Genomic DNA, 26,387 nt, shown 5'->3' with positions numbered 1-26,387 from the left:
ATCATCGAAAATAGTTCGCCCTCCCCTCAATGATTAATGGTCCAGTTTATTGTGAATAATACGCGCTTATTGGCGAGCGCTATTTTATGACCTGATGACGAATGAGAGAAAATTATGCTGGTAATAGCCATTATTCAACACACGCCAGTTTGGGTGTGGATTCTGTTTATTTATCTTCTGTCACGCGGTATCAAAGCCCTTAAAACGCGTGAGGTTCCGGTGGGTAAATTATTCCTGATTCCCGTGTTGTTCCTGCTGTGGGCGATTCACGGCGTGTTTACAGAAACCCACTGGACGCTGGCTGCACTGGGGGTGATGCTCGCGGGCCTGTTATCAGGTGGCCTGCTGGGGGCAATGCTCGGACGCCGGAATCGACCCACCACGCAAAGTAGTCAGCCAGGGACGATAATTCGTCCCGGCTCGGTGCTACCACTTATTTTTATGGTGGTGGCATTTATTGCCAAATACGTGCTTTCGGTATCCGTGATTTTACAACCGGCGCTGATTGATTCGTTAACCTTTAATTTAGCGCATGGTTTAATTAGCGGATTAACAGCCGGCGTATTCTGGGGAAATATGCTGGTCGCGTTTATCCCGTGGTATCGATCACGCATAAAGCCGGCTTAGCACATTCCGTAGCGGCGCGATTGATCGCGCGCCTTTGATTTTGACGTTGCGGTTAAAATGCGCGATAAATCGCGCCGCTACAGGGATATTTATTACGCGAAACGCTGCAACGCCAGCAACGGGCTGGTCAACGGGCGTTGTTCCTCCGTGAAGTCCTGCGCCGCCACCGCCATCGAAACCTGGGCCAGCGCCACATGGTCAGCGCCTTGCTGACGGGCCTGATTGACGGCGTCTTTAATCAGTCGACGATAGCCCTGTTGATCCCCTGCTTTGAAGGTCGCCCAGGCATCGGGGATCAGGCGCACTTCCGGTGGCAATCCTGCCAGCGTTGATGGACAGAACAGCGCGGTGGTTGCCGCCAGCGTGGATTCTGCGGCACAGAGCACCAGCGATTTACCGCCGCGACGATGGACTTCATCAGCCAGCATGCGATCGGTACGATAAACCTGACAGTCATTTGCTGCATTGTGAAAACCATCCGCGACCGGCCCCAACGTCGAACAGGTGATCAGAATGGCATCAAACCACGGCGTCAGGCTGTGCAGCAGCGCCGTGATCTGCGCCTGTTGCTGGCTGGTCATGCCGCCACTCAATTCAGCTTCCGCCAACAGATGTGGCATCACCAGATGGCTTATGGTGGTCGGTGCGATACCCAGGCTGGCGGCAGCCTGATCAAAGATGGCGATATTACTGGCGGCGGTGTGTAAGCAGGCAATGGCCATAGGAAATCCTTTTGGCGTAATCAGCGATGTCGCTCACTATCCTGCTTAGCTGCGTTGCATTAGTCACGAAATTTCATCAGAATTATTTCACATTGCCATCAGTAGGTTATCGCTGACACGCGTAGCATCATGGACCTGAACCTTATTGCCTTTATTATCGCCATCCTGCCGGTCGCTTTGTCACCGGGGGCCAGTTTCACCCTGGCGATCAACAACACCCTGTCGGCAGGCAGTCGTGGTCTGGCGGCAATCATTGTTGGTACTGCGTTAGGCATTTATACCCACGCGCTGCTGATTGGTTCCGGTATCAGCGCCCTGCTACTGCATTCTCCCCGCGTTTTTACCCTGCTGAGTTTCGCCGGTAGCCTTTATCTGTTCTGGCTGGGGGTGCAATTGATCAAACGAGGCCGCAATGTCGCCTCACCCTACCTATCCGCACGCCCGCGCCAGACGACGATGAAAGAAGCCTGGCTGGCAAATGTGCTGAATCCCAAAGCGGTGATGCTCTACCTCACCGTGGTGTCACAGTTTGCCGGTAAACAAAGCGCATTCGCGCATTTTTTGCTGCTGGCGACCGTGCATATCCTGATTATGAGCCTGTGGCTGGTGCTGGTGTGCTTCGCCCTGCTGACCTCGGCCAAACTGATCAACATTCAGAAAATGGGTTTCTTTATTAACGTCATCGGCGGCGCGGTGCTGGTGATTTTCGCCATGCACAACTTTGCCCAGTTGCTGCTAAAACTGATGGGGCTGTCATGGTAATGCCCGCACTTTCTCTGGCCGAACTCGGCCCGCGCATCTGTATTCTTGGCCCGTCGAACAGCGGCAAATCCACGCTGGCACACGCCATTGCGCAAAAAACCTCGTTACCGTTAGTCCATCTCGACCAGCTTTATCATCTGCCCAATACCCACTGGCAGGCACGTAGTGAAGCCGAGTTTCTGCAACTGCATCAGGCGGCAGTCGCTGAACCCAACTGGGAGATGTTTCGCTACCTGTTGTTATATACGCGCAGTAAGCAACCGCGTAATCGTGAGATGTTCGCTTCGTGGCAGCAGCCAAAACTGTTGCCCTCTTCCGCGGCTGAATTGCAGGCTTGTTATCAGGCGTGGGGGTTAACACGCTAACCCCTGACCGTAGCGGCGCGATTTATCGCGCGTCTTTGTTTTTGATATTGCGGTCAAAATGCGCGATAAATCGCGCCGCTACGGGTAAAAATGCCCCGTCCGTGTTGCGACAAGGCATATTCTTCGGCTTACTTCAGGCGGAATGCCACCACGCTGTCACCTTGTTTGGTGCCAAGTGAACCGTGACCGCCCGCCGCAATCACCACATACTGCTTACCATCTTTACCCATAAAGGTGGAGGGTGTGGCTTGTGCGCCAGCACTCAGCTCGGTCTGCCACAGCAGTTCGCCGGTGGTGCTGTCGTAGGCACGGAAGAAGTTATCTGCCGTAGCGCCGTGGAACACCAGATCGCCCGCCGTCACCAGCGGACCACCATGTGCCACCATCCCCATCGGGAAACCAAGCGGGAAACGCCCCGGCAGGAAGCTGGTGTTAAGGTTTTTGGTGGTACCGACGCGACGCAACCATTCGGTTTTGCCGGTCTTCAGATCCACACCCACCATCCGGCCCCACGGTGGCGCGATGCACGGAATGCCGAGATCGGAAGCCAACTGCTGGATATGGATAGCGTAATCACCGTGGAAGTTTTCATTCCAGTATGGCTGACCATCTTTGGTGAACATGCGTTCGGTGGCCGTCTGCGGGGTACGCTTAATCAGGGTATATTTGTAAGCCAGACGCACCGGTGCCGCAATCAGTAGCTGACGCTGTGGATCGACCGCCACCGAACCCCAGTTGAACACCCCAATATTGCCAGGGAAGATCAGCGAGCCTTTCTCCGTCGCCGGAGTCCACGGATTGCCATCGTAACGCAGGGTACGGAAGTCGATACGGCATGACATCTGGTCAAACGGCGTAATGCCCCACATCGATTTTTCCGTCAACGGCTGCGGAATAAAGTTCAGGCTGGAGACCGGTTGTGTGGCGGCAAATTTCTCACCTGCTACACCACCCTCGGTGGAGACCTTCACCTGATTCACCGGATAGACCGGCTGGCCGGTGAGGCGGTTCAGCACAAACAGGTTGCCGGTTTTGGTCGGCAGAATGACGACCGGCTGACGATTCCCCTGATAATCGATATCCACCAGCGACGGCTGTGACGGATTATCGCGGTCCCACAGGTCGTGGTTAGAACTCTGATAACGCCATTTGAAGGCACCGGTGTGCAGATCCAGCGCCACCAGCGCATCGCGGAACTTCTCCGTGTTGCTGTTCGCATCACGTTCGATACCCACTTCATCCGGCGAGGCGTTGCCAAACGGCACATAGACCAGGCCATTTTTCAGATCGGCGCTCAGCGTGCCCCAGGCAACCGGAGTATCCTGCGGATAGGTTTTATCCGCCGCGACCGGCTGGGTGTTATCCGGGTTAGCCGGGTCGAAGTTCCACACCAGACGGCCAGTCAGCACATCATAGGCACGGATCACACCCGACGGGTTGCCGCTGTTGAAGCCGTTGTCCATCACCGAACCGCCAACAATCACCAGATTGCCTGCCACCAGTGGTGCGGCGGTTTGCATCAGCGCATGTGGACGGACTTCGCCCATGTTGCTGTGCAGATCCACCACACCGTTGTTGCCAAAGTCAGCGCAGAGTTTGCCGGTGTCCGCATCCAGCGCAATCAGCTGCGCATCGGTGGTGGCATTGAAAATGCGCTTACGGCAGATAGCCGGATTGGCAGCTGTGCTCTCCGTCGCCACTGGCGTCTGCTGGTAATAACTGACGCCACGGCAGGTCTGGTGCTGCTGCAAATACGAGCGATCTTTGGCTGGCGTATATTTCCACTTCACCGCACCGGTTTCCGGGTCGAGCGCATGGACTTCATTGTGCGGCGTACAGAAATAAAGCATGCCGTTGGCTTTCAGCGGCGTTGCTTCAAAGGTGTATTCACTGGCGTCATCACCCTGACGCAGATCGCCAGTGTGATAAGTCCAGGCCACTTCAAGGTTTTTGACGTTATCTTTGGTGATCTGATTCAGTCCCGAGAAACGCAGACCATCCGTTGTGCCACCGTAGGCGGTCCAGTCGTCTTTCGCGCCCTGCTCGCCAGCCTGCGCGCGTTCATTACTGATGGTGCCTGCCTGCGGCAGGGGATCGTAGAAGCACAGCCCGATCACCAGCACAATCATTACGCTCACCGTACCACCCAGCAGCGGATGAAAACGGCGTTGCCCCTGATACAGCGGTTTCACCACCCACGGCATTGCCAGCCACAGGCCGATAACCCCAAAAACATCACCACGGGGAATCCATTGCCACTTATCAAAGCCCACTTCCCAGATAATCCACACCAGCGTAATCCACATCAGCACCGCATACAGCACCAGGGCACTACGTTGTTGTTTAAACAATAAAATGGCGGTAATCAGTAACCCAACCGCCATCAGTGCATAGAATGCACTTCCTCCCAGCATCAACAACTTACCGCCCATGTAGAGCAGCGCGATGCCCAGTATCGCCAGTACGATACTGGTGAGTTTGTTAACCATGCTTATCCCTCAAGCTTTGCAAAAGCACTTAAATTTTCTTAAAAGAAACCTACAGATGTTCAACATAATTTTAACTAACGTTAAGGAAATGCTAAACCACATGTCCAAACGTATCATAAGCAATGTTTATCAATTTAGCGCAGCTGATTTGAGACTGCCGTAGAGCACATCAATCCGTGATTGAAATCACGTTTCATTATTGGTGGGGAGAATTAATCATTAGTGAGGATAAATAGCATCTTTTGTTCATGCGATGAGCAGTAAATCACCATAACAGGTTAACCGTATGATTAATCGCCTAACCAAATTCGTAGCGGCGCGATTTATCGCGCAGTTTTCAGGATTATTTAAACACGCGCGATAAATCGCGCCGCTACGGGACCGTACATAACTGTGCATTAAATGAATTACTTTAATTGGTTAGTTTTTGTCTGGTGCGATTATTCCCATAACGACTTCCCTCGCTCATATCTATCTCGCCAATTTTATTCAGCTTTTAATTAATTCGGCATTTTCACATTATTTAATAATGATAAGTCATTGCACAGGGTGGTTATTTTGAGAGTTTTCTCAGCCTAAAAATATCAGGGGGGTGTGATATAAGTCACGCGACCGTTCTGGAGTAAGTCTGCTTATAACAAGAAGGTTAACGATGATCAGTGCCAATTCACTTTATCGCAAATTACGTTTCCCCTTTAAGCTCACCCATGCTGCGTTAAAATATCCCCGAGCCAGTGCCCGCGTCAGACAATATAAAGTGTTGTCACCGGAGCAGACCATTGACTTGCTACTGAACAACGATCACCTCTCAATCAGCCGCTACGGTGACGGTGAACTGGAGATGACGTTGTTTAAAAACATTGGTTTTCAGGCATTTGATGAGCGGCTTTCAATCCGTTTAAAAGAGATTTTGCGCCGGGGTGTGAATCATAATCCCAGTTGTTTATTGTGTTTGCCGGACGCCTTTCGCAGCACGCGACATATGCGTTTTGGCTCTGCCTTGTTCTGGTTTTTCCATAAAGCGTTTTGTTTTTTACGCTATGAGCCATTATTAAGTAAGAAATATTGTTACGGTAATACTTCGGTGACGCGGCCTTATCACGATTATAAAGACAAGACATCATCTGCGGTGATCTTTGCCAAGTTCCAGCAATTATTCAAAGACAAAAAGATTTTAATTGTGGAAGGCAGTGGCACACGTTTGGGAATGGGAAATGATTTGTTAGCTGGCGCGGGCGAAATCAAGCGTATAACCACCCTTAACCGTAACGCCTTTTCGGTTTACAACGAGTTATATAGTGCCGTACTGGCTCATGGTCGCTATTTTGACATGGTCCTGATTTCACTTGGCCCCACCGCCACGGTGCTGGCGTACGATCTCAGCCAGCAGGGTATTCGTTGCATCGACAGTGGACATATTGATATCGAATACGAGTGGATGCGCAGCGCCGCACGCGACAAAGTGCAAGTGGCCGGCAAGAACGTTAATGAAGTCGGCGTATTGTTAAGTGATGAGGTGATCGATCCCGATGAACACTATCGCAGCCAGATTCTGCAACATGTCGGAATGACACCGGAAGCGGTGCCAACCGCTTCACCGCTACGTCAGCCGATAGTGTAAAACGCCCCTCAGCCTGGATGTTGCGACGGATATCGCCGGGACAACGTCTCTTTATCTCAAGCAATCTCAAAAAATGGTTTTTTTGAGATTGCTTGAGATAACCGGAAAGAAACCACACGACGCCTGATGCACATGCCGTAGCGGCGCGATTTATCGCGCATCGCTATAACCGCGCGATAAATCGCGCCGCTACGACACACTGTGGATATCAGATACGCTACCGATGCTGATGACGCTGGCAAAACGCGGCGATATCACCGGACTGAAAATCACCGAGATGTGCCATCAGTTTCTCCAGCGGCCAGTGCCACCAGGCAATCGCCTGCAACTGTGCGGCGATCGCCGGGGTAAAGCGCATACGGATCGGTCTGGCCGGGACGCCACCGACAATGGTGTAAGCCGCGACATCTTTGCTCACCACCGCCCCGGCCGCCAGCACCGCGCCATCCCCTACCGTCACACCTGGCAGTACGATCACCCCATGACCGATCCACACGTCGTGCCCAATGATCACCCGGTCAGCACGCCGTTCGGCAAAAAACGTGCTGTCACGCTGCGCGTGGCTGTCGTAGTACTCCGGACAATAGGTAAATCGATGCTGCGAAGCACGATCCATTGGATGATTCGGCGCACCAATGCGCACCTGATTAGCGATAGCGGTAAAGCGACCTATCTGGCTGTCTGCGATGCAGCAGTGCTCACCGACATAAGAAAAGTCGCCTAATTCGCTGTATTCGAGATAGCTGTGGGCGAGGATTTCACACTGCTGACCAATGTGAGTCTCGCGCATACGCACGCTGGGATCGATGACGGTGTGTTGCAGTTTAGCCGGTTGCACAGCAGCGAGTGCCATAGCGAAAACTCCGTGGTGGTCAGATGTCTGGATAACTTAGCTGCGCCAGGGCAGCGACGAGACATCAACCTAACCGGGCAAGATGACAGCCAGATGGCAAAAGTACCATCCGGCGTAACCTTTATGGCCGGGCGGCAGTGCCGTCCGGTAAACGTGCATTGGTCCACTCCGGCAGACCACCGGAAACCGGGTATTTCGCCGCCAATTTCTCGTCAATATCCACCCCTAATCCCGGACGTTCACTCAGATAGGCGTATCCACGGTCAATTTCCGGGCAACCGGGGAACACCGCCTGAAGCGCTTCATTGACCGGCGTATATTCCTGAATCCCCAGGTTGGTAATGCTCATATCGATATGCAGGTTGGCCGCCACGCCAACCGGTGAGATATCACCCGGACCATGCCAGGCGGTACGTACGCCGTACAACTCCGCCAGCGTGGCCAGTTTCTTCGCTGGGGTGATGCCACCAATGGTGCTGACATGGCAGCGGATATAATCGATCAATTGCTGCTGGATCAGCGGTTTCCATTCGTTGATCTGGGTAAAGAGTTCCCCCATCGCTATCGGGGTGCTGCTCTGCGCACGCAGTTTGTTTAACCAGTCGATGTTCTCTGGCGCAACAGGGTCTTCAAGGAAAAATAGTTGATACGGCTCCAGTGATTTTGCCATCTGAATCGCGGCGATTGGCGTGATGCGCTCGTGCACGTCGTGGATAAATTCCACCCCAAATCCCAGCTTGTTACGCAGGTGATCGAACAAGCGCGGCACGGCTCGCGCATAGGCGTCAGGGTCAAAATAGATGCCGTGGGTCTGGCTGCGCGGCGATACTTTAGGCTGGATATTTTTCGCCCGCGCCAGCTTTCCGGCAATCAGGCGCAAATCATCGGTGCCAGCGCCGCCATACATCCCCACCTGACAACGGACATACTGGTAGCCTTCCTCCATCCGTGCCCGGATATTGTCCTCGACTTCGACTTCATCCGCCCCATCGCAGTGCCGGTAAAGCGCAATGCCATCCCGGCATTTGCCGCCTAACAGTTGATACACCGGCAGATTGGCGAGTTTGCCTTTGATATCCCACAACGCCATGTCCATACCGGAGAGCGCATTGTTCATTACCGGGCCATTGCGCCAGTAGCCGCTGACAGCGGCCGACTGCCACAGGTCTTCGATACGCGCCGGATCTTTGCCGATTAAAAAGGGTTTGATGTAATTTTCAATCGCGGCCGCTACCGCATAAATACGCTGGGTAAAGGTGGCGCAGCCCAGGCCGTACAGTCCCGGTTCACTGGTTTCGATCTTTACCACCACCAGATCAATCCCCCCTGGGGCGGTAAGAATGGTTTTGACGTCGGTAATTTTCAGTTCACTCATGAAATCCTCGCTTATCCTGTATGATGTCCTACATGTTATGCGTCAAAAAAGCCCCTGATCTGATACCCGACGTAGCGGCGCATAGGGGCTTTTCGTTAACAATTGTGGCGCACGTCCTCGATGGCATGGACGTTGTGGGTCATGGCGCTGTTCAGCGTCTCGGTTGCCAGGGCCGCATCGCGGTTTTTCAGCGCCATAAACACCTTGATATGCGCTTCCACGCTTTCAAGGGTGATGCCCAACACCCGGTTCAACTCCTCAAGGTAATGCACGTAGATCCCTTTCAGGGATTCCATAACGTGAATAAACACCTTGTTGTGCGAGGCTTTGACGATTGCCAGATGAAAATCATAATCCGCCAGCGAATACTTTTTGTAGTCGTCACGACTCACCAGCATGCGGTTCAGCGCCTTTTCCAGCGCCTGAACATCTTCATCCGTGGCGTTCTGCACCGCCAGCTCCATGCAACGGAATTCGACCGTCTGGCGAAACACCCGCATATCATCGAACTCTTCCTGCGACAGATGCAGGATTGGCGCGTTGTCACTGAAGGCGTCGTAGCGGGCCAGGTCGCGGGTGACATAGGTCCCCTTCCCCTGGTGTGTCACCACCACGCCCAGATCACGCAGCTTCTGCACCGCACTGCGCACACTGACGCGACTCACCTGGAAGGTGGCGGTTAACTCCGCCTCCGAAGGCAGCTTGCAACCTGATTCCCAGACGCCGTTCTGAATGTTTTGTTTCATCTGTTCGTAGATAACATCGACGACATTATGCTTTTGGACGCTTTCCAGGCTCACCGGTTATTCTCACTTGTCCTACATGTCTGAGGTTTTAACGCTTCACACTCCGCCTGACAAGGGAAAAATGATCACCCTGTCCGACAACTGCCATCAGAATAGAATGATTATTCTATTAAATTCATTGATTTAAGACAGAAACCTTCAATGTACCCCGCGCAGAACGCTGCGCAAAACTGTGAGCTGACCGGCAATTACTGCGCCTGGTAATTGCTGTCAATATCGGCTTCACGTACAACGTCCCCATGCAACTTGTTAGTCATGTTACATCAAGAGATAAATTGCTATGCAAAACTTATTTAACCTTAGCGGCAAAACCGCGCTGATTACCGGTTCAACGCGGGGACTTGGTCTGGCTTATGCGCAGGGACTGGCTCAGGCTGGCGCTCGCGTGATCCTGAACGGCACCCGTGAAGAACATATGCAGCAGGCACTGGCAAGCCTCAAAGCCCAGGGCTGCGATGCACACGGGTTCCTGTTCAATGTGGCGGATGAAGCCGAAATCGAAGCGGTGTTCGCCCGACTGGACGCCGAGCAGATCGCGGTAGATATCGTGATCAATAACGCAGGGATCCAGTTTCGCAAACCGATGCTGGAACTGGCGCTGGCTGACTGGCAGCGCGTGCTGGACGTCAATCTGACCAGCGCCTTTCTGGTGGCACGCGCGGCGGCCCGTCGTATGGTGGCACGCAACAGCGGCGGCAAAATCATCAATATCGGCTCGCTGACCAGTGAGGCTGCCCGCGCCACGGTGGCCCCCTACACCGCCGCCAAAGGCGGCATCAAACTGCTGACCAAATCGATGGCGGCCGAATGGGCGCCGTTTAATATCCAGACCAATGGCATCGGGCCGGGCTACATCCTGACCGATATGAACGCAGCGTTAGTCGATAACGCAGAGTTCAATCAATGGGTGTGCAACAGCAACCCCTCCGGCCGCTGGGGTAAACCTGAAGAACTGATTGGCACCGCAGTTTATCTGGCTTCTGACGCCTCAAATTACGTCAACGGCCAGATGATCTATGTCGATGGCGGCTGGCTGGCCACCTTATAAATCCCTCGTCACTTCACCGATAAAAAACCATTCACGGTAAAGGCTGAATATGAAACCGACTCGTACCCGACTTTCTGTTCTGGCGATGCTGTTTGTTGTCACGGCAATTAACTATATGGACCGGGCCAACCTGTCCGTTGCTGGCTCTCACATCCAGGGAGAGTTCTTCCTCTCGGCAACCCAACTGGGGCTGCTGTTTTCGATGTTTACCTGGTTCTACGCCATGAGCCAGATCCCGGTCGGCTATCTGCTTGACCGAATTGGTTCACGCTGGCTGTACGGCAGCGCCATTGTACTGTGGAGCTTCTTTACCCTGTTGATGGGGCTGGCATCGCATCACTTTTTCACTACCGCCACCGCCTCATTTATGATGCTGCTGGTGTGTCGTGCGCTGATCGGCGTGGCGGAAGCGCCCTCCTTCCCCTCCAACACCAAGATCATCGCCACCTGGTTCCCCGACCATGAACGCGCTCGCGCCACGGCCACCTACTCCAGTGCGCAATATATTGGCCTGGCTCTGCTGACACCGGCGCTGTCATTTATTGTCAGCCAGTGGGGATGGGAGATGTCGTTTTACATCTCCGGCTTGATTGGCATTGTGTTCGGCGTCTACTGGTTGATTGCCTATCGCGACCCGCAGCACAGTTCCCGCGTCAACAGCGCGGAACTGGCGGTGATTCGCCAGGGGGGTGGCTACGGCTCCAGCAACCAGCAGAATCAAAACCCCGGTGTCAACTGGCCGTCCGTGCGTTACATCCTGCGCCAGCGTATTACCTGGGGGCTGTTTATTGCGCAGTTCGCGGCCTCCTCAACCCTCTACTTTTTCCTGACGTGGTTTATCGTCTACCTCGAGAAGGGATTGCATCTGTCGATTGATAAAGCCGGAATTGGTGCGATGTTCCCCTATCTGATGGCGATGGCGGGCGTACTGTGCGGCGGCACCCTGAGCGATATGCTGCTGAAACGCGGCCATAGCCGCACCTTCGCCCGTAAGCTGCCGGTCATGACGGGGATGTTGCTGACCTGCTCGATTGCGCTGGTGAATTTTTTCCAGGACAGCCCGGTGATTGCCATCGCCATCTTATCCATCGCCTTCTTTGCCAACGCCTTCTCCAACCTCGGCTGGGTGGTGTGCAGTGACGTGATCCCGCGCCATCTGATCGGCACCATTGGTGGCTTCCTGAATATTTTCGGCAATCTGTCCGGCATCGTCAGCCCGATCATTATCGGGGTGATTTTGCAGCGTACACAGAATTTCCAGTACGCGATGTGGTACATCGCCGCCGTCGCGCTGTGCGGATTCCTCGCTTATTTGTTACTGGTCGGAAAAATTGAGGTGCTGACGCCACCCAGCGAGGAACAGCCGGGAAATGCCAACTCACGTTTTGATACGCCCACTGATTTACAGAGAGAAGCATAATGCAAAAGAAAACCGTTAACGCCGTGGTGGTGAGCGCCGCCCATGATGTGCGCTGTGAATCCCGCGAGATTGAGTGGCAAGAACATCAGGTGCTGGTGCGCGTTGAGCGTGGAGGCATTTGCGGCTCCGATATTCATTATTACCAGCATGGCCGCGCAGGGATGTCGGTATTGAAAGCGCCGATGGTGTTGGGCCATGAGTTTGTCGGCATCGTCGATCAAGCTCCGGCGCAGAGTGGTTTACAGCCAGGGCAACGGGTGGCAATCAATCCGTCGCAACCGTGCCAGCAATGCGCGTTTTGTCTGGAGGGCAAACAAAATCTCTGCCGTTCCATGCGCTTTATGGGAAGCGCCCAGTTTTATCCCCACGTTAACGGCGGCTTTGCCGAGTACGTTGCCGTTAACCCGGTGCAATGCGTGCCTTTTGCCGCCACATCTGATCCGAAGATCATCGCCTTTGCCGAGCCGCTGGCGGTGTGTATCCATGCGGTGCGTCAGGCAGGCGATTTAACCGGGAAACGCGTGCTGGTGACCGGAGCCGGGCCGATTGGTTGTCTGGTGATTGCCGCCGCGCTGGCCTCGGGTGCCACCGAAGTGATGGCGACTGATATCAGCGAACGTTGCTGTGATCTGGCGCAGCAAATGGGTGCCAGTCTGACGGCTGACCCACGCGACGGAGATGTCACGCAAGGCTGGACGGAAAATGGCGGTGCGTTTGATGTCTGCTTTGAAGCCTCCGGCGCATCCGCTGCCGTGGCCTCTGCCGTCAGTTTTACCCGCCCCGGCGGCATTATCGTGCAGTTGGGGATGGGGGCGCCCGAAGTGAACTATCCCGTTGGCCCACTGCTGGTCAAAGAAGTGCAACTGCGCGGCTCTTTCCGCTTTACCGGTGAGTTCACTACCGCGGTGCGCTGGCTGGAATCCGGCAAGATCAACCCCCTGCCGCTGCTTTCGGCTGAGATAGCGATGACCGAGGCAGTCAGTGCGCTGGAACTGGCCGCCGATAAAGAGCGTGCAGCCAAAGTGCAACTGGTGTTCTAACCTGACGTAGCGGCGCGATTTATCGCGCAGGTTTTTCCAAAATCGTGCACAGAACTGCGCGATAAATCGCGCCGCTACGGATCAACCGTTTCTTTGTTTCAGCAGTTGCTGTCCGGCGTTCTTCTCCAGTCGCCAGACATTGACCAGTGAACAGGCTACCAGCAGCGATATGCCGATAAAGGCCACATTCACATCCATCTGGCCCGGAACGTTGCTGTCGCGCCATCCCATTGATATCCGCATCAGCAGCGCCGAAATCGCGATACCCGCACTCATGCTGAACTGGAAAAAGATACTGAAAATCACCGAGGCATCCGCCATCTTCTCCTGCGGCACGTCGGCAAAGCCGAGGCTGTTGTAGCAACTGAATTGCAGCGAACGCGTCAACCCACCAATAAACAGGATGGTGGCGATAGCAAAATAACTCAGGGATGGACTGAGTAGCACACAGCTCAGCACCGCCAGCAGACTGATCAAGCCATTCCACAGCAAAATGCGGCGAAAACCGAAGCGGTTCATCAGCCAGGTGGTGGCCGGTTTCATCGCCAGATTACCGGCAAAAACCCATAACACCATCGAACCGGCCTGCACCGCGCTCCAGCCGAAACTGAGCTGAAACAGCAGCGGCAACAGGAAGGGAATGGCGTTAATCGACGCCCTGAAATACGACCCGGCAATTGCCGTACTGCGGAAAGTGGGAATGGCAAGCGTCCCAAAGGGCAACAGCGGAGCCGGATGACGCAGGCTATGGCGATAGCTCAGTACCGCGCTGGCGATCCCCACCACCAGCAACAACAATCCGCTGGTCAGTTCGCTGTGTCCCAGCAGTTCCAGCCCGCTGACCAGCGTCACACAGGCCAGGGCGGTATAGACAAACCCCAGACCATCGAATGGCCGCAGCGCGTGGTTGCGGCTTTGCGGCACCAGCCACCAGGTGGCAACCAGCGCCAGGATACCTAACGGAATATTCAACCAGAAGATCCACGACCAGTGTCCGTAAGTCACGATCAAACCGCCCAGCGGCGGCCCCAGCACCGGCGCAATCAGTCCCGGCCAGGTGATTACCGCGATGGTTTTCACCATCTGCTTTTTCGCCGTCACCCCCAGCACCACCATGCGTCCAACCGGCACCATTAGCGCGCCGCCGATGCCCTGCAACACCCGGCTAAAGGTGAACAGTGGCAGGTTGTCGCTGACGCCACACAACACCGATGCGAGGGTAAACAACAGAATCGCGGCGGCGAACAGGTTGCGCGCGCCAAAGCGTCCGGCCAGCCAACCGCTGATTGGGATAAAGATCGCCACCGCTAATAAATAGGCACTGATACCGACATTCAGCGCCACTGGCCCGACGACAAACTCACGCGCCATTTGTGGGATGGCGGTGACGATCACCGTGGCATCAAGGTTTTCCATAAAGAAAGTCAGCGCCACCAGCAGCGCCAACCAGAGCGTGCTGCCAGCCGGGGCGGTGGGTTGTGACGAAGGATGAGGCATTCCTTTGGCGTCCTGTTCAGGTGAGAGAAAACGGGCAGAATTCCACACCTTAACATGTTGCGGCGCGATTTTTCGCGCAGGTTTGAGCCGCGGCACGAAAAGAATGCGCGATAAATCGCGCCGCTACGGGCCCAACCACCGCAGTGCGACATCCAACAGCACCTGCGCACCGGCGCTGACGTGCTCCGGTTCCGCCCACTCCTCTGGCGCATGGCTGATGCCCGCGCGGCAGGGAATAAAAATCATCGCCGACGGGCAGATCGTCGCCAGATAACGCGCATCATGCCCGGCCGCAGAGAGCAGCGAAAGCGCCGGGTAGCCGTGTGCAGCCGCCGCCTCGCTGATCATCTGCTGCAAACGCGCATCAAAGCGATCGGGTGCCGCCTCGCTCAGTCGTTCCATCGCTATCTCGCAAGGCGCGGCCAACTCACTCATCAGTCGTTCCGTCAGCATCCTGAGTTGCGTTAACCGCTGGTCGTCCGGGTGACGCAGATCGATGCGAAACGTCAGCCTGTCCGGGATGACGGAAGGTGCATTGGGCTGCATCTCCAGCCGACCAATGGTAAACATCACCTGCGGATCGGCCTCGCCCACGTCTTGATAGAGCTGCTGCGCCATGCGGGTAAAACAGCGCAACACGTCACGCCGCGCCGTCATCGGCACCGTCCCGGCATGACCTCGCTCGCCCCGCAGCGTAACCTGCCAGGTCACTTTCCCCTGAATCCCTGTCACCACGCCGAGAGTCGCGCGCGCCTGCTCCAGTTGCGTCGCCTGCTCAATATGCGCTTCGAGATAGGCCGCGGGAGGATGCACGCAAGAATAACGCGGCAGCGGCACGGCCTGATGCAGGTGATCCAGCGCCTGCCCTACGGCGATCCCCTGAGCATCGGTGACAGCGCGGATGGCGGTCAGCTCGCGCGCACCCGCAAAAAAGGCGGACCCCATCATGCCTGGCGCAAACCGTGAACCTTCTTCATTCATCCATGCTACCGCCACCACGGCGCAGGCAGGCTGGATGCCGCTTGCGCGCAGCACCGTCAATACCTCCAGCGCCGCCAGCACCCCGTACACGCCGTCGAATCGCCCGCCGGTGGGTTGGCTATCGAGATGACTCCCCAGCAACAACGGCGCAGCCTGCCGATCGCTACCGGGTAAAATGACAAACAGATTGCCAGCCTCATCACTGCACATCTCCAGATCGCTGGATTGCGCCCAATGCCGCATCAACCGCCAGCTTTCTGCTTCCTGTTCGCTCAACGCCTGGCGGTTAACGCCATCGCCGGGAATGGCACCGATCTGTGCCATCGCCATCAGCCGCTGCCACAGCCGTTCCGCATTAATCTTCATGCTTGCTCCTGATCGGGTCAGACACTCAGTCGGTACGCATAATTTGCGCCGGATTGGCGCGCGGATCGCGTACCCCCCAGTTACCGCTCTCCACCTGAGCAAAGAATTCCGCCAGCAGTTGATTAAACAACTGTGGCTCCTCCAGGTTCAGCGTATGGCCAGTTTTCGGCAGGATCGCCAGTCCGGCGGCAGGCAGGTGTTTTTTCAGGTATAACCCTGGTTGCAGGCAGTGATCGTCTTCATCCCCCACCATGATCAATACCGGCAGATGCAGCGCTTTAATCTGCGCCTCCAGCTGATAAAACGCCGGTCGCCGCGCCTGCACGCCGCGCATGGTGAGTGAGGCACCCAGCGAGTCATGCTCTGCCAGGCGGTCAGCAAAACGTTGCCAGCCCAGGGGGTCTTTGTTCTGGAACTGAACCCGGCTGGCCCCCAGGGCATAGGTTGGCGCGAACGCTTTCGCCCCCTGACGGGCAAAGTTCTCACCAACCTGCAATGAAACCTGGCGAAAATAGGCTTCGGTTTCCGGTTCACAACCGTAGCCCGCGCCAGCAATGGTCAGCGACAGCGCACGCTCAGGCGCATTCAGACCAAAATGCAGCGCGGCGAACCCGCCCATCGACAGGCCAACGATATGCGCCTGCGCGATGCCGAGGCCATCCAGCACCGCCAGCGCATCGTCCACCGCGCGCTGTTGTGAATAGGCCTCCAGCGCCTGCGGCACCGATGAGGGTGGATAACCGCGTGCAGCGTAGGTGATGCATTGGTAGCGGCGGCTAAAAGCGTGGATCTGCGGCTGCCAGCTATCGTAATTGCCACCAAATTCGTGAATAAACAGAATCGGTGTCCCCGTGCCGTGGCATTCGACCCACAGCTGAACCTCATCATTGGTGGTGATATACATGTTGCGTTCCTCAGAATGGTTGCCGAAATTCATGCTGTTGCGCCGCCTGCGCCACCATTTCCGGCAATAACGCAGCAAATTTTTCCGCCCAGGCGGCAGGCACGGTGGTGCTGACCTTGATAAAACGATCGCCAAAGGTGGCGGTGTGATAACCGCCGTGGCGGATCTGAATCCCCTGTTGCAGGTAGCACTCCACCAGCGCTTCCGGGCGAATATCAGCCCCGGTCACATCAATCACCAGGAAATTGCCGCCAGAGGGATAGACCGGCAGCGACAACCCCGGCACGCTGGCTACCGCCTCGGCGATGCGCGCTTTGTTGCGTTGATCTTCCGCCAGTAGCGTCGCCATCCACTCGGCTTTCACCGTTAACCCGGCTTCAGCGGCACGCTGTGCCGGAACACTGGCCCCCAGCACGCCGCCGTTATAAGGTGCCAGCTCAGCCAGCAACGCCGGGGCAGCAATCAGCGCGCCAACGCGCAGTCCCGCCAGCCCCAGCCATTTGGAAAAACTCACCGACATCACCACCTGCTCGCTATCCAGCCCCAGCGCGGCGACATGTTCCGGTGCGAAATCGCGGTAGGTACAGTCATGGATCAGCAACGCATTGTGGCGACGAGCGATGGCAATAAACGCCTGCAACTCTTCACGGCTGTAATGGATACCCAGCGGGTTATTCGGATCGACGAGATAAATCAACGCGGTGTTGTCATCCACTGCGGCTGCCAGCGCTTCTGGTGTCAGGCGATAGTGACAATCGGCATTCCAGATGGGGATCTGAATCACCTGCGATCCCATCTGCTCGGCAAACTGGCATGGCCATTTCCAGCTCGGATCGGTGGTGACAAAGGTGGTGCCGGGGCGGCAGCGAGCGCGGCAGAGGGTCGCCAGCGCATTCACCCCACCATCGGTCACCATCGCTTCCACACCGCTGATGCCAATATCGTTCACAATGGCACGGCGCAGTGACTCAAACCCCAGGGGGGGCGCGTAGGCGTTAAATTCCGCCGCCGCCACCGAGGCATGCAGTGCCGCCTGCACCGCCGGATGCGCTGGCAAATGGTTGGTGTTCTGCCCCATCCAAATCAGCCCTTCAGTGGCAAACAGGCGATCGAACCAGGCGTTACGCGTATAAATGTCAGACATGCTGCGCTCCCGGTTAGATGACCGATCCACGCGCAGCAATGCCGCCGTCGATAGTGATGTTGGTGCCGCTGATATAACCGGCGCGATCGGAAGACATAAACGCCACCAAATCTGCGACCTCTTCCGAGGTCGCCGGACGCTTGCCCGGATAGAGCGCGAACAGCTCCTCCCAGCGCGCTTCGTCACCCAGCATATCAATCGCTTTGCGTTTCATGATTTTCAGCATGCGATCGGTCGCTACCGGGCCAGGGTTGATGCCAATCACGCGGATGCCGTCATCAAGGCTGCGGCCACCCAGCGCCTTGGTGAATGACATCAGCGCCGCGTTGCCGGTACTGCCCGCGATATAGCTGGCATCCCAGTTTTCCCCTGAGTTACCGATGACATTGATGATCACGCCACTTTTCGCGGCTTTCATTTGCGGGTAATAAAGGCGGCACAGCGAAATGTAGCCGAAGACTTTCAGATCAAAGCCAGCGCGCCACGCCTGATCATCGACGATATCCAGCGATCCCGCCGGGATGTCTCCGGCGTTGTTGACCAGAATATCAATCGCGCCCACTTCCGCCGCCAGCGACTCCATCGCCGCCGTGGAGCTGAGATCTTTTTCGTACACCGAAACGCTGACGCCATATTCGGCGATCAACGCCTGTTGCAGGTCACGCATTGCGGCGCCATTCCGCGCCGCCAGATGCAGGGTACAACCTTCCGCTGCCAGCACGCGCGCCGTCGCTTCACCAATGCCTTTTGATGCGCCAGTGATCAGCGCGCTTTTGCCGTTCAGATTCAATTTCATGTTGTGCTCTCCTGGTTAGGTATACAAGACAAAGCAATTTGCATACCAGGAAAGCCAAATCGTTTTCAGGAAAAGCCGGCGATAAAGTCCACGAGGTCATCACCTAACAAGGTCAGATGCTTGCGCATCGCGTCGTGTGCGCCATCCGCATCATTACGTGCAATCGCTTCCAGAATCGCGCCATGTTCTTCCAGCGTTTTATTCACCCGCCCCGGATGAAAGGTGACGCGACGGCGGTATACACCTACGCGATTGCGCAAGGCGCGCGTCTCTTCAGCTAAAAACTCGTTGCGCGCAAAGGTATAGATCGCCTCATGGAAATTGAGGTTCATATCATAAAAAGCCGCCGGTGAGATCGAGGTGCCTTGATCCGCCATCTGCTGCTGGATCTGGCGCAATTGCGCCAGTTGATCCGGGGAAATACGCCGTGCGGCAAGACGGGCGCACAGCCCTTCCAGCTCGGCCATCACCTGGAACATTTCCAGCAGTGTATTCATGCCCAACGCACGTACCATCACGCCCTGGCGGCCATTCAGATCCACCAGCCCGTCGGCTGCCAGTAACCGAAAGGCTTCACGCACCGGGGTACGCGATACCTCAAAGCGTGCGGCAATTTCCTTTTCATCCAGCCGTTTACCCGGCTCCAGTGTGCCACTGGCGATCTCTTTTTCCAGCGTCTGTTTCAGACCATCCGCCAGCGAAGTTCCCGTCAGGCGGGAGAGGATTTTTTGCTCACTCATGGTGCTTTTTGCTCGTCAGGTTGCACTGATATGATCCGTTTTGCATACCTAAACTAAAAATAGGTATACATCTATTACTTCACTTGATAACGCGTATTGTCGCTGATTTCTGGCGCGGGTCAATGCCCTTTACGGAAGCTGGCACACATCCTGCAAGTCATGAATCGTAGCAAAGCCATTAAAAGTGCGATGCGATGTATACATAGAAGGATTATCACGACATCACCAGGCTATTTGACACCCGAGACCAGAGGATAAACCGATGCCAAGACTCACCTCGCAGTTCGTTCGCCGTTGTCTGACCGGATTGCTGTGCACCGCCTTGCTCAGCAGCGCCGCGCAGGCTGCTCAGGAGAAAGTTTCCGTGCGCCTGAAATGGTTGGCGCAGGCGCAGTTTGCCGGCTTTTATGTCGCCAAAGCCAAAGGGTTTTATGAACAACAGGGGCTGGACGTCACCATTAATCCGGGCGGCCCGAATATTAACGTCGAGACGTTAGTGGCATCCGGTGCCGATACCTTCGGTCTGGCGGGCGGTATGGAGAGTGTGCTGGCTGCACGCGAAAAAGGGTTGCCGATTGTCGCGCTGGCAATGTCGCAGCAACGCACCCCGTTTGTCTTCGTCACCTATGCCGATTCCGGTATCAACAGCTTTAAAGATTTTAAAGGTAAGAAGGTGTCAGTGTGGTTTACCGGCGTGCAGTATCCGCTGCTGGCCTCGCTTGGCGCAGCCGGTTTGAAGAAAGAAGATATCACCCTGCTGCCGCAGTCGGTTTCGCTTAACCCGTTTATTGATAAGCAGGTCGATGTCGCCACCGTCACCCTGTACAACGAGTACAACACCCTGAAAGAGAAAGGCGTTACCAATCTCAAACTGATTTCCCCCGATGATGTCGGCGTCACCACCCAACAGGATGCGCTGATCACCTCAAAAGAGATGGTGGAAAAACATCCGCAGCAGGTGCAGGCGTTTGTCAATGCCACGCTGGAAGGCTGGCAATACGCGCTGACTCACCGCGCAGAAACCATCGATATTTTGATGAAAACTAATCCAAGCCTCAACCGTCAACACCAGGTCGCCATGCTCGACAGCGTCGCCAAACTGATGTACCCGCAAGGATCGCCAGGGCTGGGCAATGTCGACATGCCGAAAGCCGAGAAGATGATGAAGCTGCTGGTGCAGTACGGCGCGCTGAAGCAGCCGGTGGATGTGAATCAGACCTTTGATCTCAGTTTCTGGCAAAAGGTCCCGACGCAATACAAAACCCTTAACTGATCTCTGCGCGGAGAAGCCTGATGACCGTGGCACCGAAAAAACATCTGCCGTTGTTGCAGCTGGATAATTTATGGAAACGCTTTGGCGATGCGCAGCAACCGGTGATCGCCGTCTCCGGCGTCAACCTGACGGTGAATGAAGGCGAGTTTGTCACCCTGGTTGGCCCATCCGGCTGTGGTAAATCAACGTTATTTAACATGATTGCTGGCCTGCTTGATCCCGACAGCGACGGCGCGATCCTGTTTAAAGGCCAGTCACAGCGGGATGGTGAGTTGCTGGGTAAAGTGTCGTTTATGCCGCAGCGCGATCTGCTGCTGCCGTGGCGCACCATCATGGATAACGCAATTCTGGCACTGGAGTGTGAAGGCGTACCGCGCAAGGAGGCGCGCAAACGTGCTGAAGCGCTGTTTCCCAGCTTTGGCCTGAGTGGTTTTGAGCAAAGCTATCCCCACCAGCTTTCCGGCGGGATGCGTCAGCGCGTGGCGCTGATGCGTACCTTCCTGTTTCAACGCGACCTGATGCTGCTGGATGAGCCCTTTGGCGCGCTGGATGCCCTGACCCGCACCCTGATGCAGCGCTGGCTGCTTCAGCTGTGGGAGCAGAACCGCCGCACCATTCTGTTTATCACTCACGATATTGATGAAGCGATTTTCCTGGGCAGTAAAGTGGTGGTCATGAGCGCCCGTCCCGGCACCATTAAATGCGTTGAGCCTATTGATCTGCCGCGCCCGCGAACCCCGGATATCGTCACCTCCGCCGAGTTTATCGCCATCAAAAAACGGCTGCTGGACGCGATCGAGGAGGAGAGCATGAAGTCGTTTCGCTTTACCCAACACGAGGGGCAATCATGACGAAACGGCTGCTGACTCACCCGCTGGTGGTGACGGTGTTACTGGTGCTGCTGTGCTGGCAGGGCAGCGTCACGCTGTTTTCCATCAGCCCGCGCTACCTGCCATCGCTGATGATGGTGGCGCAGGATATGCGGGCTAACGCCGATCAACTGTTGGCCAGCACCGGACGTACCGCGCTGGAAACCCTGCTTGGTTTTGCCCTCGGCTCTGCCTTTGGCGTGGCGTGCGGCATCCTGTTCTTTTACGTTAGCTGGATCGATCGCGCCTGGTTTCCGTTGTTTGTGGTGTCACAAACCGTGCCGGTGATCGCCTTTGGCGCGCTGGTGGTGATTTGGTTCGGCAACACCTTGTTTGCCAAGGTGATGATCGCCTTTTACCTGACGTTTTTGCCGGTCACGTTAAATACCAAACGCGGGCTGCAAATGGTCGACCCACTGCATATCAGCTTGCTGCGTAGCTTTGGTGCCAGCGGCCTGAAACGTTTTCTGGTGTTGCACTTCCCCGCTGCCGCTCCTGCCATTTTTGTCGCGCTGAAACTGGGGATTTCCCTGAGTCTGGTCGGTGCGATTGTCGGTGAATGGTTCGGCGATACCGTGGGCCTCGGCGTGCTGCTGATCCAGTCGATGTACAACGAAGATGTGGTGCGCATGTGGACGCTGATCGTCATCTGTGGGCTGACCGGCGCGCTGCTGTACAGCGTGGTGGAACGCTGCGAGCGCAAACTGGCCTGGTGGGGGAAATAATCGTGACGCGTAAATTCCTGCCACCGCTGTTTGGCGTGCTCAGCCTGATCCTGCTGTGGGAAGGCAGCATCTGGCTGTTTCACATTCCCCCCTTTGTCCTGCCTTCGTTGCACAGCATCGTGCTGGCGGTGGTGAGCAACGGTAGCAGCCTGTGGATTTCGATGGGCTGGACACTGGTTGAGGCCTTGAGCGGCTTTGCCCTTGGCCTGCTGGTCGGTCTGTCACTCGCGATGTTAATGACCGTGTTCCGTCCGCTGGAGGCGATCCTGATGCCGCTGGCGGTGGCGATTAACTCGGTGCCAACCGTGGCCTGGATCCCCCTGGCGCTGATCTGGTTTGGTATGGGCGCGTTGTCAAAAGTCGTGCTGGTGATCCTGGCGGTGAGCTTTGTGATTCTGGTCAACAGCCTGCACGGGCTGAAACAGGCCGACCCGCAGATCATCAATCTGATGCGCAGCTTTGGTGCCAGCCGCCTGACCATCATGCGCAAACTGCAACTCCCCGCTGCGTTACCCAATATTGTCAGCGGCCTGCGCGTAGGCCTGGTACGCAGCATTATCGTCGCGATTGTCGCGGAAATGCTCGGCGCGTATCAGGGCATCGGCTGGACGATTTTTCAATCCACGCAGCAGGTGGATCTGCTTACCGTCTGGGCCGCCGTGGTCGTCTCTTCACTGGTCAGCATCGCGCTTTATGGCCTGCTGGCCTGGCTCGACACAACCTTTATCTGGTGGAAATAATCATGACGCAAACCGAACAGCAACTCCGCATTCAGCTTGCCGCCTGTTATCGGCTGGTGGCGCATTTCGGCATGGATGACCTGATTTATAACCATATCTCGGTACGTCTGCCGGGGCCGGAACACCATTTTCTGATTAACCCATACGGGCTGTTTTTCTCTGAGATCACCGCTTCCAGCCTGATCAAAATCGACCTGGAAGGTCATGCGCTGGAACCGAGTGATTACGAGGTGAACCGCGCGGGCTTTGTGATCCATAGCGCCATCCACGCGGCGCGTGAAGATGCCATCTGCGTGTTACATACCCACTCGGATGCGGCAACAGCGGTGTCGGCGCTGGAGGAAGGCTTACAGCCGGTGAGCCAGTTTGCCATGCACTTCTGGAATCGCCTCGGTTACCACGCCTATGAAGGTGTGGCGCTGGATACCGACGAGCGGGCACGACTGGTGCGCGATCTCGGCCCACATCAGGTGATGGTGCTGCGCAATCACGGCATTCTTGCCGCCGGTCGAACCATCCCGGAAGCCTTTATGCTGGCGTACTACTTCGAACGAGCTGCCCGCATTCAACTGATGGCTCAGGGCAGCGGCAGCAAGCTGTTGTTGCCGCCGGAAGCGGTCTCCGAGAAAGCCGCCCGCCAGTTTAACCAATGTGAGGGGGATATTCGCCTGCGCGGTGAGCGCGAGTGGCCCGCCTTTATCCGTCTGCTGGACAAACTTGATCCCAGCTACCGTCAGTAAACATTCAGGAGGTTACCGATGTTAGAGTTACGCCCGTTAACAGACCATATCGGCATGGAAGTGCTGAACGTCGATGCCACACAACCGATTGATCCCGCCACCTTTACCGCGTTGCGCGACGCACTGAATACTCATTCTGTCCTGCTGCTACGTAACCAGCCGGTCAGTGAAGCGCAGCATGTGGCGTTTGCGCGTGAATTTGGTGAGCTTCAGGTTCATGTGCTGAGTCAGTACCTGACCACGCCCTACCCGGAACTGTACGTGTTATCGAATGTGAAGCAGGACGGTAAACCGATTGGCAACCATAAAGAGGGCTGGAACTGGCACTCTGACTGGTCTTATTACGAAGTGCCTTGCTTTGGCTCGGTGCTGCACGCGGTGGAAGTGCCACCGGTCGGCGCGGATACGCTGTTTTCCTCAATGTTTGCTGCTTATGATGCGCTGGATGAGGACACCAAACGTCTGATCCAACCGCTGAGCGCGGTACACTCCTACTCCACGTATTACGCCAAAGCCTTCGCCGACCGGGAGCCGCTGAGCGCGGAGCAACAAGCCGCTACGCCGGATGTAGTGCATCCTCTGGTGCGTCGCCATCAGGAGACCGGACGTCCTTCGTTGTTTGTCGGACAGGACATTGTCAAAGAGATCGTCGGTCTGGCGCCGGAAGAGAGCGCAGCCTTGCTGGCACGCCTCAACGCGCACGCCATCAGCGAAGCCTTTACCTACCGCCATAAGTGGCAGGCGCATGATCTGCTGATCTGGGATAACCGCTGCACCATGCACCAGGCCACGCCGTATGACGATGTGGCCTACCGCCGCGTGATGCATCGCGCCACGGTGAAAGGCAGTGAACGCCCGCAGGCGATGGTGTAAAGCATGGCGCAATCCGGCGAACGACTGCATCGGGCGTTGCTCCAGGCGTATAAGCAACGCCATCTGAATAGCCTGAGCTGGCTGGCTGCTGAATCCGCGCTGGCAGCCGCCACCGTTGACAGCGCCGCACCGCTCGCCGGTTTGCCGCTGGTGGTAAAAGATAATATTGATGTCGCAGGCATGCCGACCAGCATCGGCACGGCGCTTCTGGCAGAAGAACGGGTCAGCTACAGCGCTGAACTGGTTACCCGTCTGCAACAGGCCGGCGCGATTATTATCGGCAAAGCCAGCATGCATGAGCTGGCTTCCGGCACCAGTGGGTTAAATGCGGCACGCGGTGATGTGTTACACCCTTTTTTACCTGGCCGCGTGGTGGGCGGCTCCTCCAGCGGCAGCGCGGCAGCGGTGGCTGCTGGCATCGTGCCGGCCAGCATTGGCACCGATACCGGCGCATCGGTCCGGCTTCCCGCCTCTTTTTGTGGATTGATCGGCTTTCGTCCTTCGCTGCTGCGCTATCCACAACAGGGCATCGCACCGATCTCGATCAGTCGCGACACCGCCGGTATCCTGGCGCAGCATATTGACGATGTGATGGCACTGGATAGCGCCATCAGCGGTGAATTCGAACACCCCGCGGTGGCGCTGGCGGATTTACGCCTTGGCGTACCGCGCGCGCATTTCTGGCGCGGTTGTGAGCCTGCGGTGGCCTCAGCTGCGGAGAAGGTGTTGCAGCAACTGCGCGATCGTGGCGTGACCTTGATTGAGGTGGAAATCGCCCAGGTAGCCCAACTGGCGGTGCAGGCCGGTTATCCAATGGCCTCGTTTGAGATGTTGCGCGATCTGCCACGTTATCTGCAACAACGTGGTAGCCAGTATCGTTTTTCTCAGTTGCAACAGGCGGTGAAAAGCCCCGATGTACAGGCGTTGTTGGCAGATGCCGCGACCGTCAGCGAAGCGCAATATCATGCGGCAATGACGCAGTGGAAACCGCAGCTCACCGCGCGCTATCAGGCGGTTTTTCAGCAACATCAACTTGATGGTCTGATTTTCCCCACCGTGCCGCTGCTGCCACCCACGATAGCAACAGCCAACGCTCTGTTTCGGCAACTGATTGCCAATTGCGAACCCGCCACCGTGGTGGGGCTACCCTGTATCAGCCTGCCGCTGGCGCAGACGCCAGAGGGCATTCCGGTGGGGATCGAGTTGCAATTCGCGGCGGGAGAGGATCGGCGACTGCTGGCAGTGGCAAGCGCCCTGATGGCCCGGTAGCGGCGCGATTTATCGCACGCCCTTCCGCTGGTGCACGAAAACCCGAGCGATAAATCGCGCCGCGACGAGCGAAAGATGAATCAAGCCGTGACCGACGAAAAAAGGCGGAGTGGTCAGCTCCGCCTTGATTCAAGTTCCGGTCAGTGGGCCTGACCGGTCAGTTGCAAAAGGGCAACGATGATCTGCAAGATAACCCGGACCAGGTCCAACAGTAATCTAATCAGTTCCATCACTTTCCTTCTCCCGTGACAGGAGCGCGCCTTGCGACATTCGGGACTTTGACTCCACCCGCCGAACGCCTTAGCACATCTGTGATGAGTGCTGAGCGGCGCTCATTGTGAA

25 protein-coding genes are annotated in these 26,387 nt (G+C 56.2%); 14 read left to right on the top strand and 11 right to left on the bottom strand.

Going from position 1 to position 26,387, the window contains the following annotated elements; genetic code table 11:
• The first annotated feature begins 114 nt into the window (after window positions 1-114).
• A complete protein-coding gene (locus AC6I8T_RS09690; RefSeq protein WP_497833757.1) occupies window positions 115-627 on the top strand; it encodes a DUF6622 family protein in 513 nt (170 codons plus the stop codon).
• Window positions 628-719: 92 nt separating this feature from the next.
• On the opposite strand, the gene AC6I8T_RS09685 is transcribed toward AC6I8T_RS09690, so the two are convergent.
• A complete protein-coding gene (locus tag AC6I8T_RS09685; protein WP_497833756.1) occupies window positions 720-1,349 on the bottom strand; it encodes a glutamate racemase in 630 nt (209 codons plus the stop codon).
• A 129-nt stretch (window positions 1,350-1,478) separates the two neighbouring features.
• Between AC6I8T_RS09685 and AC6I8T_RS09680 the strand changes: the two genes are divergently transcribed.
• Both AC6I8T_RS09680 and AC6I8T_RS09675 read left to right on the top strand, forming a co-directional pair.
• On the top strand, window positions 1,479-2,111 hold the full coding sequence (locus tag AC6I8T_RS09680; RefSeq protein WP_208725409.1) for a LysE family translocator: 633 nt from the start codon (window positions 1,479-1,481) through the stop codon (window positions 2,109-2,111).
• Complete coding sequence (locus AC6I8T_RS09675; RefSeq protein WP_497833755.1) at window positions 2,105-2,476, top strand: AAA family ATPase; 372 nt, start codon at window positions 2,105-2,107, stop codon at window positions 2,474-2,476. The genes AC6I8T_RS09680 and AC6I8T_RS09675 overlap by 7 nt, the downstream gene beginning before the upstream one ends.
• A 128-nt stretch (window positions 2,477-2,604) precedes the next feature.
• Here AC6I8T_RS09675 and AC6I8T_RS09670 read toward each other — a convergent pair whose 3' ends face one another.
• Window positions 2,605-4,965, bottom strand: coding sequence for a membrane-bound PQQ-dependent dehydrogenase, glucose/quinate/shikimate family (locus tag AC6I8T_RS09670; RefSeq protein ID WP_497833754.1), 2,361 nt, complete (start codon window positions 4,963-4,965; stop codon window positions 2,605-2,607).
• 652 nt (window positions 4,966-5,617) lie between these two features.
• Between AC6I8T_RS09670 and AC6I8T_RS09665 the strand changes: the two genes are divergently transcribed.
• On the top strand, window positions 5,618-6,586 hold the full coding sequence (locus AC6I8T_RS09665) for a GT-D fold domain-containing glycosyltransferase (protein ID WP_208725407.1): 969 nt from the start codon (window positions 5,618-5,620) through the stop codon (window positions 6,584-6,586).
• A 217-nt stretch (window positions 6,587-6,803) separates the two neighbouring features.
• Here the strand turns inward: AC6I8T_RS09665 and AC6I8T_RS09660 are convergent, their stop codons facing one another.
• The 3 genes from AC6I8T_RS09660 to AC6I8T_RS09650 all read right to left on the bottom strand — a co-directional run bounded on the left by AC6I8T_RS09660 (window position 6,804) and on the right by AC6I8T_RS09650 (window position 9,614).
• Complete coding sequence (locus AC6I8T_RS09660; protein WP_208725406.1) at window positions 6,804-7,439, bottom strand: DapH/DapD/GlmU-related protein; 636 nt, start codon at window positions 7,437-7,439, stop codon at window positions 6,804-6,806.
• 121 nt (window positions 7,440-7,560) lie between these two features.
• Entirely contained in the window at window positions 7,561-8,814 is a 1,254-nt protein-coding gene (locus tag AC6I8T_RS09655; RefSeq protein WP_021183333.1) for an enolase C-terminal domain-like protein, read from the bottom strand.
• 95 nt (window positions 8,815-8,909) lie between these two features.
• A complete protein-coding gene (locus AC6I8T_RS09650) occupies window positions 8,910-9,614 on the bottom strand; it encodes a FadR/GntR family transcriptional regulator (protein ID WP_021183334.1) in 705 nt (234 codons plus the stop codon).
• 286 nt (window positions 9,615-9,900) lie between these two features.
• Here AC6I8T_RS09650 and AC6I8T_RS09645 point away from each other — a divergent pair, with 286 nt between their 5' ends.
• Genes AC6I8T_RS09645 through idnD form a run of 3 tightly spaced genes read left to right on the top strand, consistent with a single transcriptional unit; the run spans window position 9,901 to window position 13,128 of the window.
• Window positions 9,901-10,668, top strand: coding sequence for an SDR family oxidoreductase (locus AC6I8T_RS09645; RefSeq protein WP_208725405.1), 768 nt, complete (start codon window positions 9,901-9,903; stop codon window positions 10,666-10,668).
• Between the two features lie 49 nt (window positions 10,669-10,717).
• Entirely contained in the window at window positions 10,718-12,088 is a 1,371-nt protein-coding gene (locus AC6I8T_RS09640; RefSeq protein ID WP_208725404.1) for an MFS transporter, read from the top strand.
• On the top strand, window positions 12,088-13,128 hold the full coding sequence (idnD, locus tag AC6I8T_RS09635) for an L-idonate 5-dehydrogenase (protein WP_497833753.1): 1,041 nt from the start codon (window positions 12,088-12,090) through the stop codon (window positions 13,126-13,128). Before AC6I8T_RS09640 ends, idnD begins: the two co-directional genes overlap by 1 nt.
• Before the next feature lie 81 nt (window positions 13,129-13,209).
• On the opposite strand, the gene AC6I8T_RS09630 is transcribed toward idnD, so the two are convergent.
• From AC6I8T_RS09630 to AC6I8T_RS09605, 6 genes are all read right to left on the bottom strand, one after another.
• Window positions 13,210-14,625: an MFS transporter gene (locus AC6I8T_RS09630; protein WP_208725402.1), complete on the bottom strand. Its 1,416-nt coding sequence runs from the start codon at window positions 14,623-14,625 to the stop codon at window positions 13,210-13,212.
• 123 nt (window positions 14,626-14,748) lie between these two features.
• Complete coding sequence (locus AC6I8T_RS09625; RefSeq protein ID WP_497833752.1) at window positions 14,749-15,972, bottom strand: M20 family metallo-hydrolase; 1,224 nt, start codon at window positions 15,970-15,972, stop codon at window positions 14,749-14,751.
• A 25-nt stretch (window positions 15,973-15,997) separates the two neighbouring features.
• Window positions 15,998-16,876: an alpha/beta fold hydrolase gene (locus AC6I8T_RS09620; protein ID WP_497832155.1), complete on the bottom strand. Its 879-nt coding sequence runs from the start codon at window positions 16,874-16,876 to the stop codon at window positions 15,998-16,000.
• A 10-nt stretch (window positions 16,877-16,886) separates the two neighbouring features.
• The gene (locus AC6I8T_RS09615) at window positions 16,887-18,020 is read right to left on the bottom strand and encodes a pyridoxal phosphate-dependent aminotransferase (protein WP_497832154.1); all 1,134 of its coding nucleotides are present in this window, start codon (window positions 18,018-18,020) and stop codon (window positions 16,887-16,889) included.
• A 13-nt stretch (window positions 18,021-18,033) separates the two neighbouring features.
• On the bottom strand, window positions 18,034-18,816 hold the full coding sequence (locus AC6I8T_RS09610) for an SDR family oxidoreductase (protein ID WP_021183342.1): 783 nt from the start codon (window positions 18,814-18,816) through the stop codon (window positions 18,034-18,036).
• Between the two features lie 65 nt (window positions 18,817-18,881).
• Window positions 18,882-19,556, bottom strand: a complete 675-nt coding sequence (locus tag AC6I8T_RS09605) for a GntR family transcriptional regulator (protein ID WP_415173371.1) — start codon at window positions 19,554-19,556, stop codon at window positions 18,882-18,884.
• Window positions 19,557-19,818: 262 nt separating this feature from the next.
• Between AC6I8T_RS09605 and AC6I8T_RS09600 the strand changes: the two genes are divergently transcribed.
• Genes AC6I8T_RS09600 through AC6I8T_RS09570 form a run of 7 tightly spaced genes read left to right on the top strand, consistent with a single transcriptional unit; the run spans window position 19,819 to window position 26,045 of the window.
• Entirely contained in the window at window positions 19,819-20,829 is a 1,011-nt protein-coding gene (locus AC6I8T_RS09600) for an ABC transporter substrate-binding protein (RefSeq protein ID WP_021183344.1), read from the top strand.
• 20 nt (window positions 20,830-20,849) lie between these two features.
• On the top strand, window positions 20,850-21,680 hold the full coding sequence (locus AC6I8T_RS09595) for an ABC transporter ATP-binding protein (RefSeq protein WP_497833751.1): 831 nt from the start codon (window positions 20,850-20,852) through the stop codon (window positions 21,678-21,680).
• Window positions 21,677-22,423, top strand: coding sequence for an ABC transporter permease (locus AC6I8T_RS09590; RefSeq protein ID WP_415173368.1), 747 nt, complete (start codon window positions 21,677-21,679; stop codon window positions 22,421-22,423). Before AC6I8T_RS09595 ends, AC6I8T_RS09590 begins: the two co-directional genes overlap by 4 nt.
• 2 nt (window positions 22,424-22,425) lie before the next feature.
• On the top strand, window positions 22,426-23,163 hold the full coding sequence (locus AC6I8T_RS09585) for an ABC transporter permease (protein ID WP_497832151.1): 738 nt from the start codon (window positions 22,426-22,428) through the stop codon (window positions 23,161-23,163).
• Window positions 23,164-23,165: 2 nt separating this feature from the next.
• A complete protein-coding gene (locus AC6I8T_RS09580) occupies window positions 23,166-23,903 on the top strand; it encodes a class II aldolase/adducin family protein (protein WP_415173367.1) in 738 nt (245 codons plus the stop codon).
• Window positions 23,904-23,921: 18 nt separating this feature from the next.
• Window positions 23,922-24,776 carry a TauD/TfdA dioxygenase family protein gene (locus tag AC6I8T_RS09575; RefSeq protein WP_497833750.1) on the top strand — a complete coding sequence of 285 codons (855 nt, stop codon included), beginning with the start codon at window positions 23,922-23,924 and terminating at the stop codon, window positions 24,774-24,776.
• 3 nt (window positions 24,777-24,779) lie between these two features.
• Window positions 24,780-26,045 carry an amidase family protein gene (locus AC6I8T_RS09570; protein WP_497833749.1) on the top strand — a complete coding sequence of 422 codons (1,266 nt, stop codon included), beginning with the start codon at window positions 24,780-24,782 and terminating at the stop codon, window positions 26,043-26,045.
• Window positions 26,046-26,387: the final 342 nt, after the last annotated feature.

It is taken from the genome of Pantoea sp. X-Soil-OKNW-556 (assembly GCF_059730695.1).
Note: the sequence above shows the minus strand (reverse complement) of the source record. Positions and strands in the feature narration are given on the sequence as shown.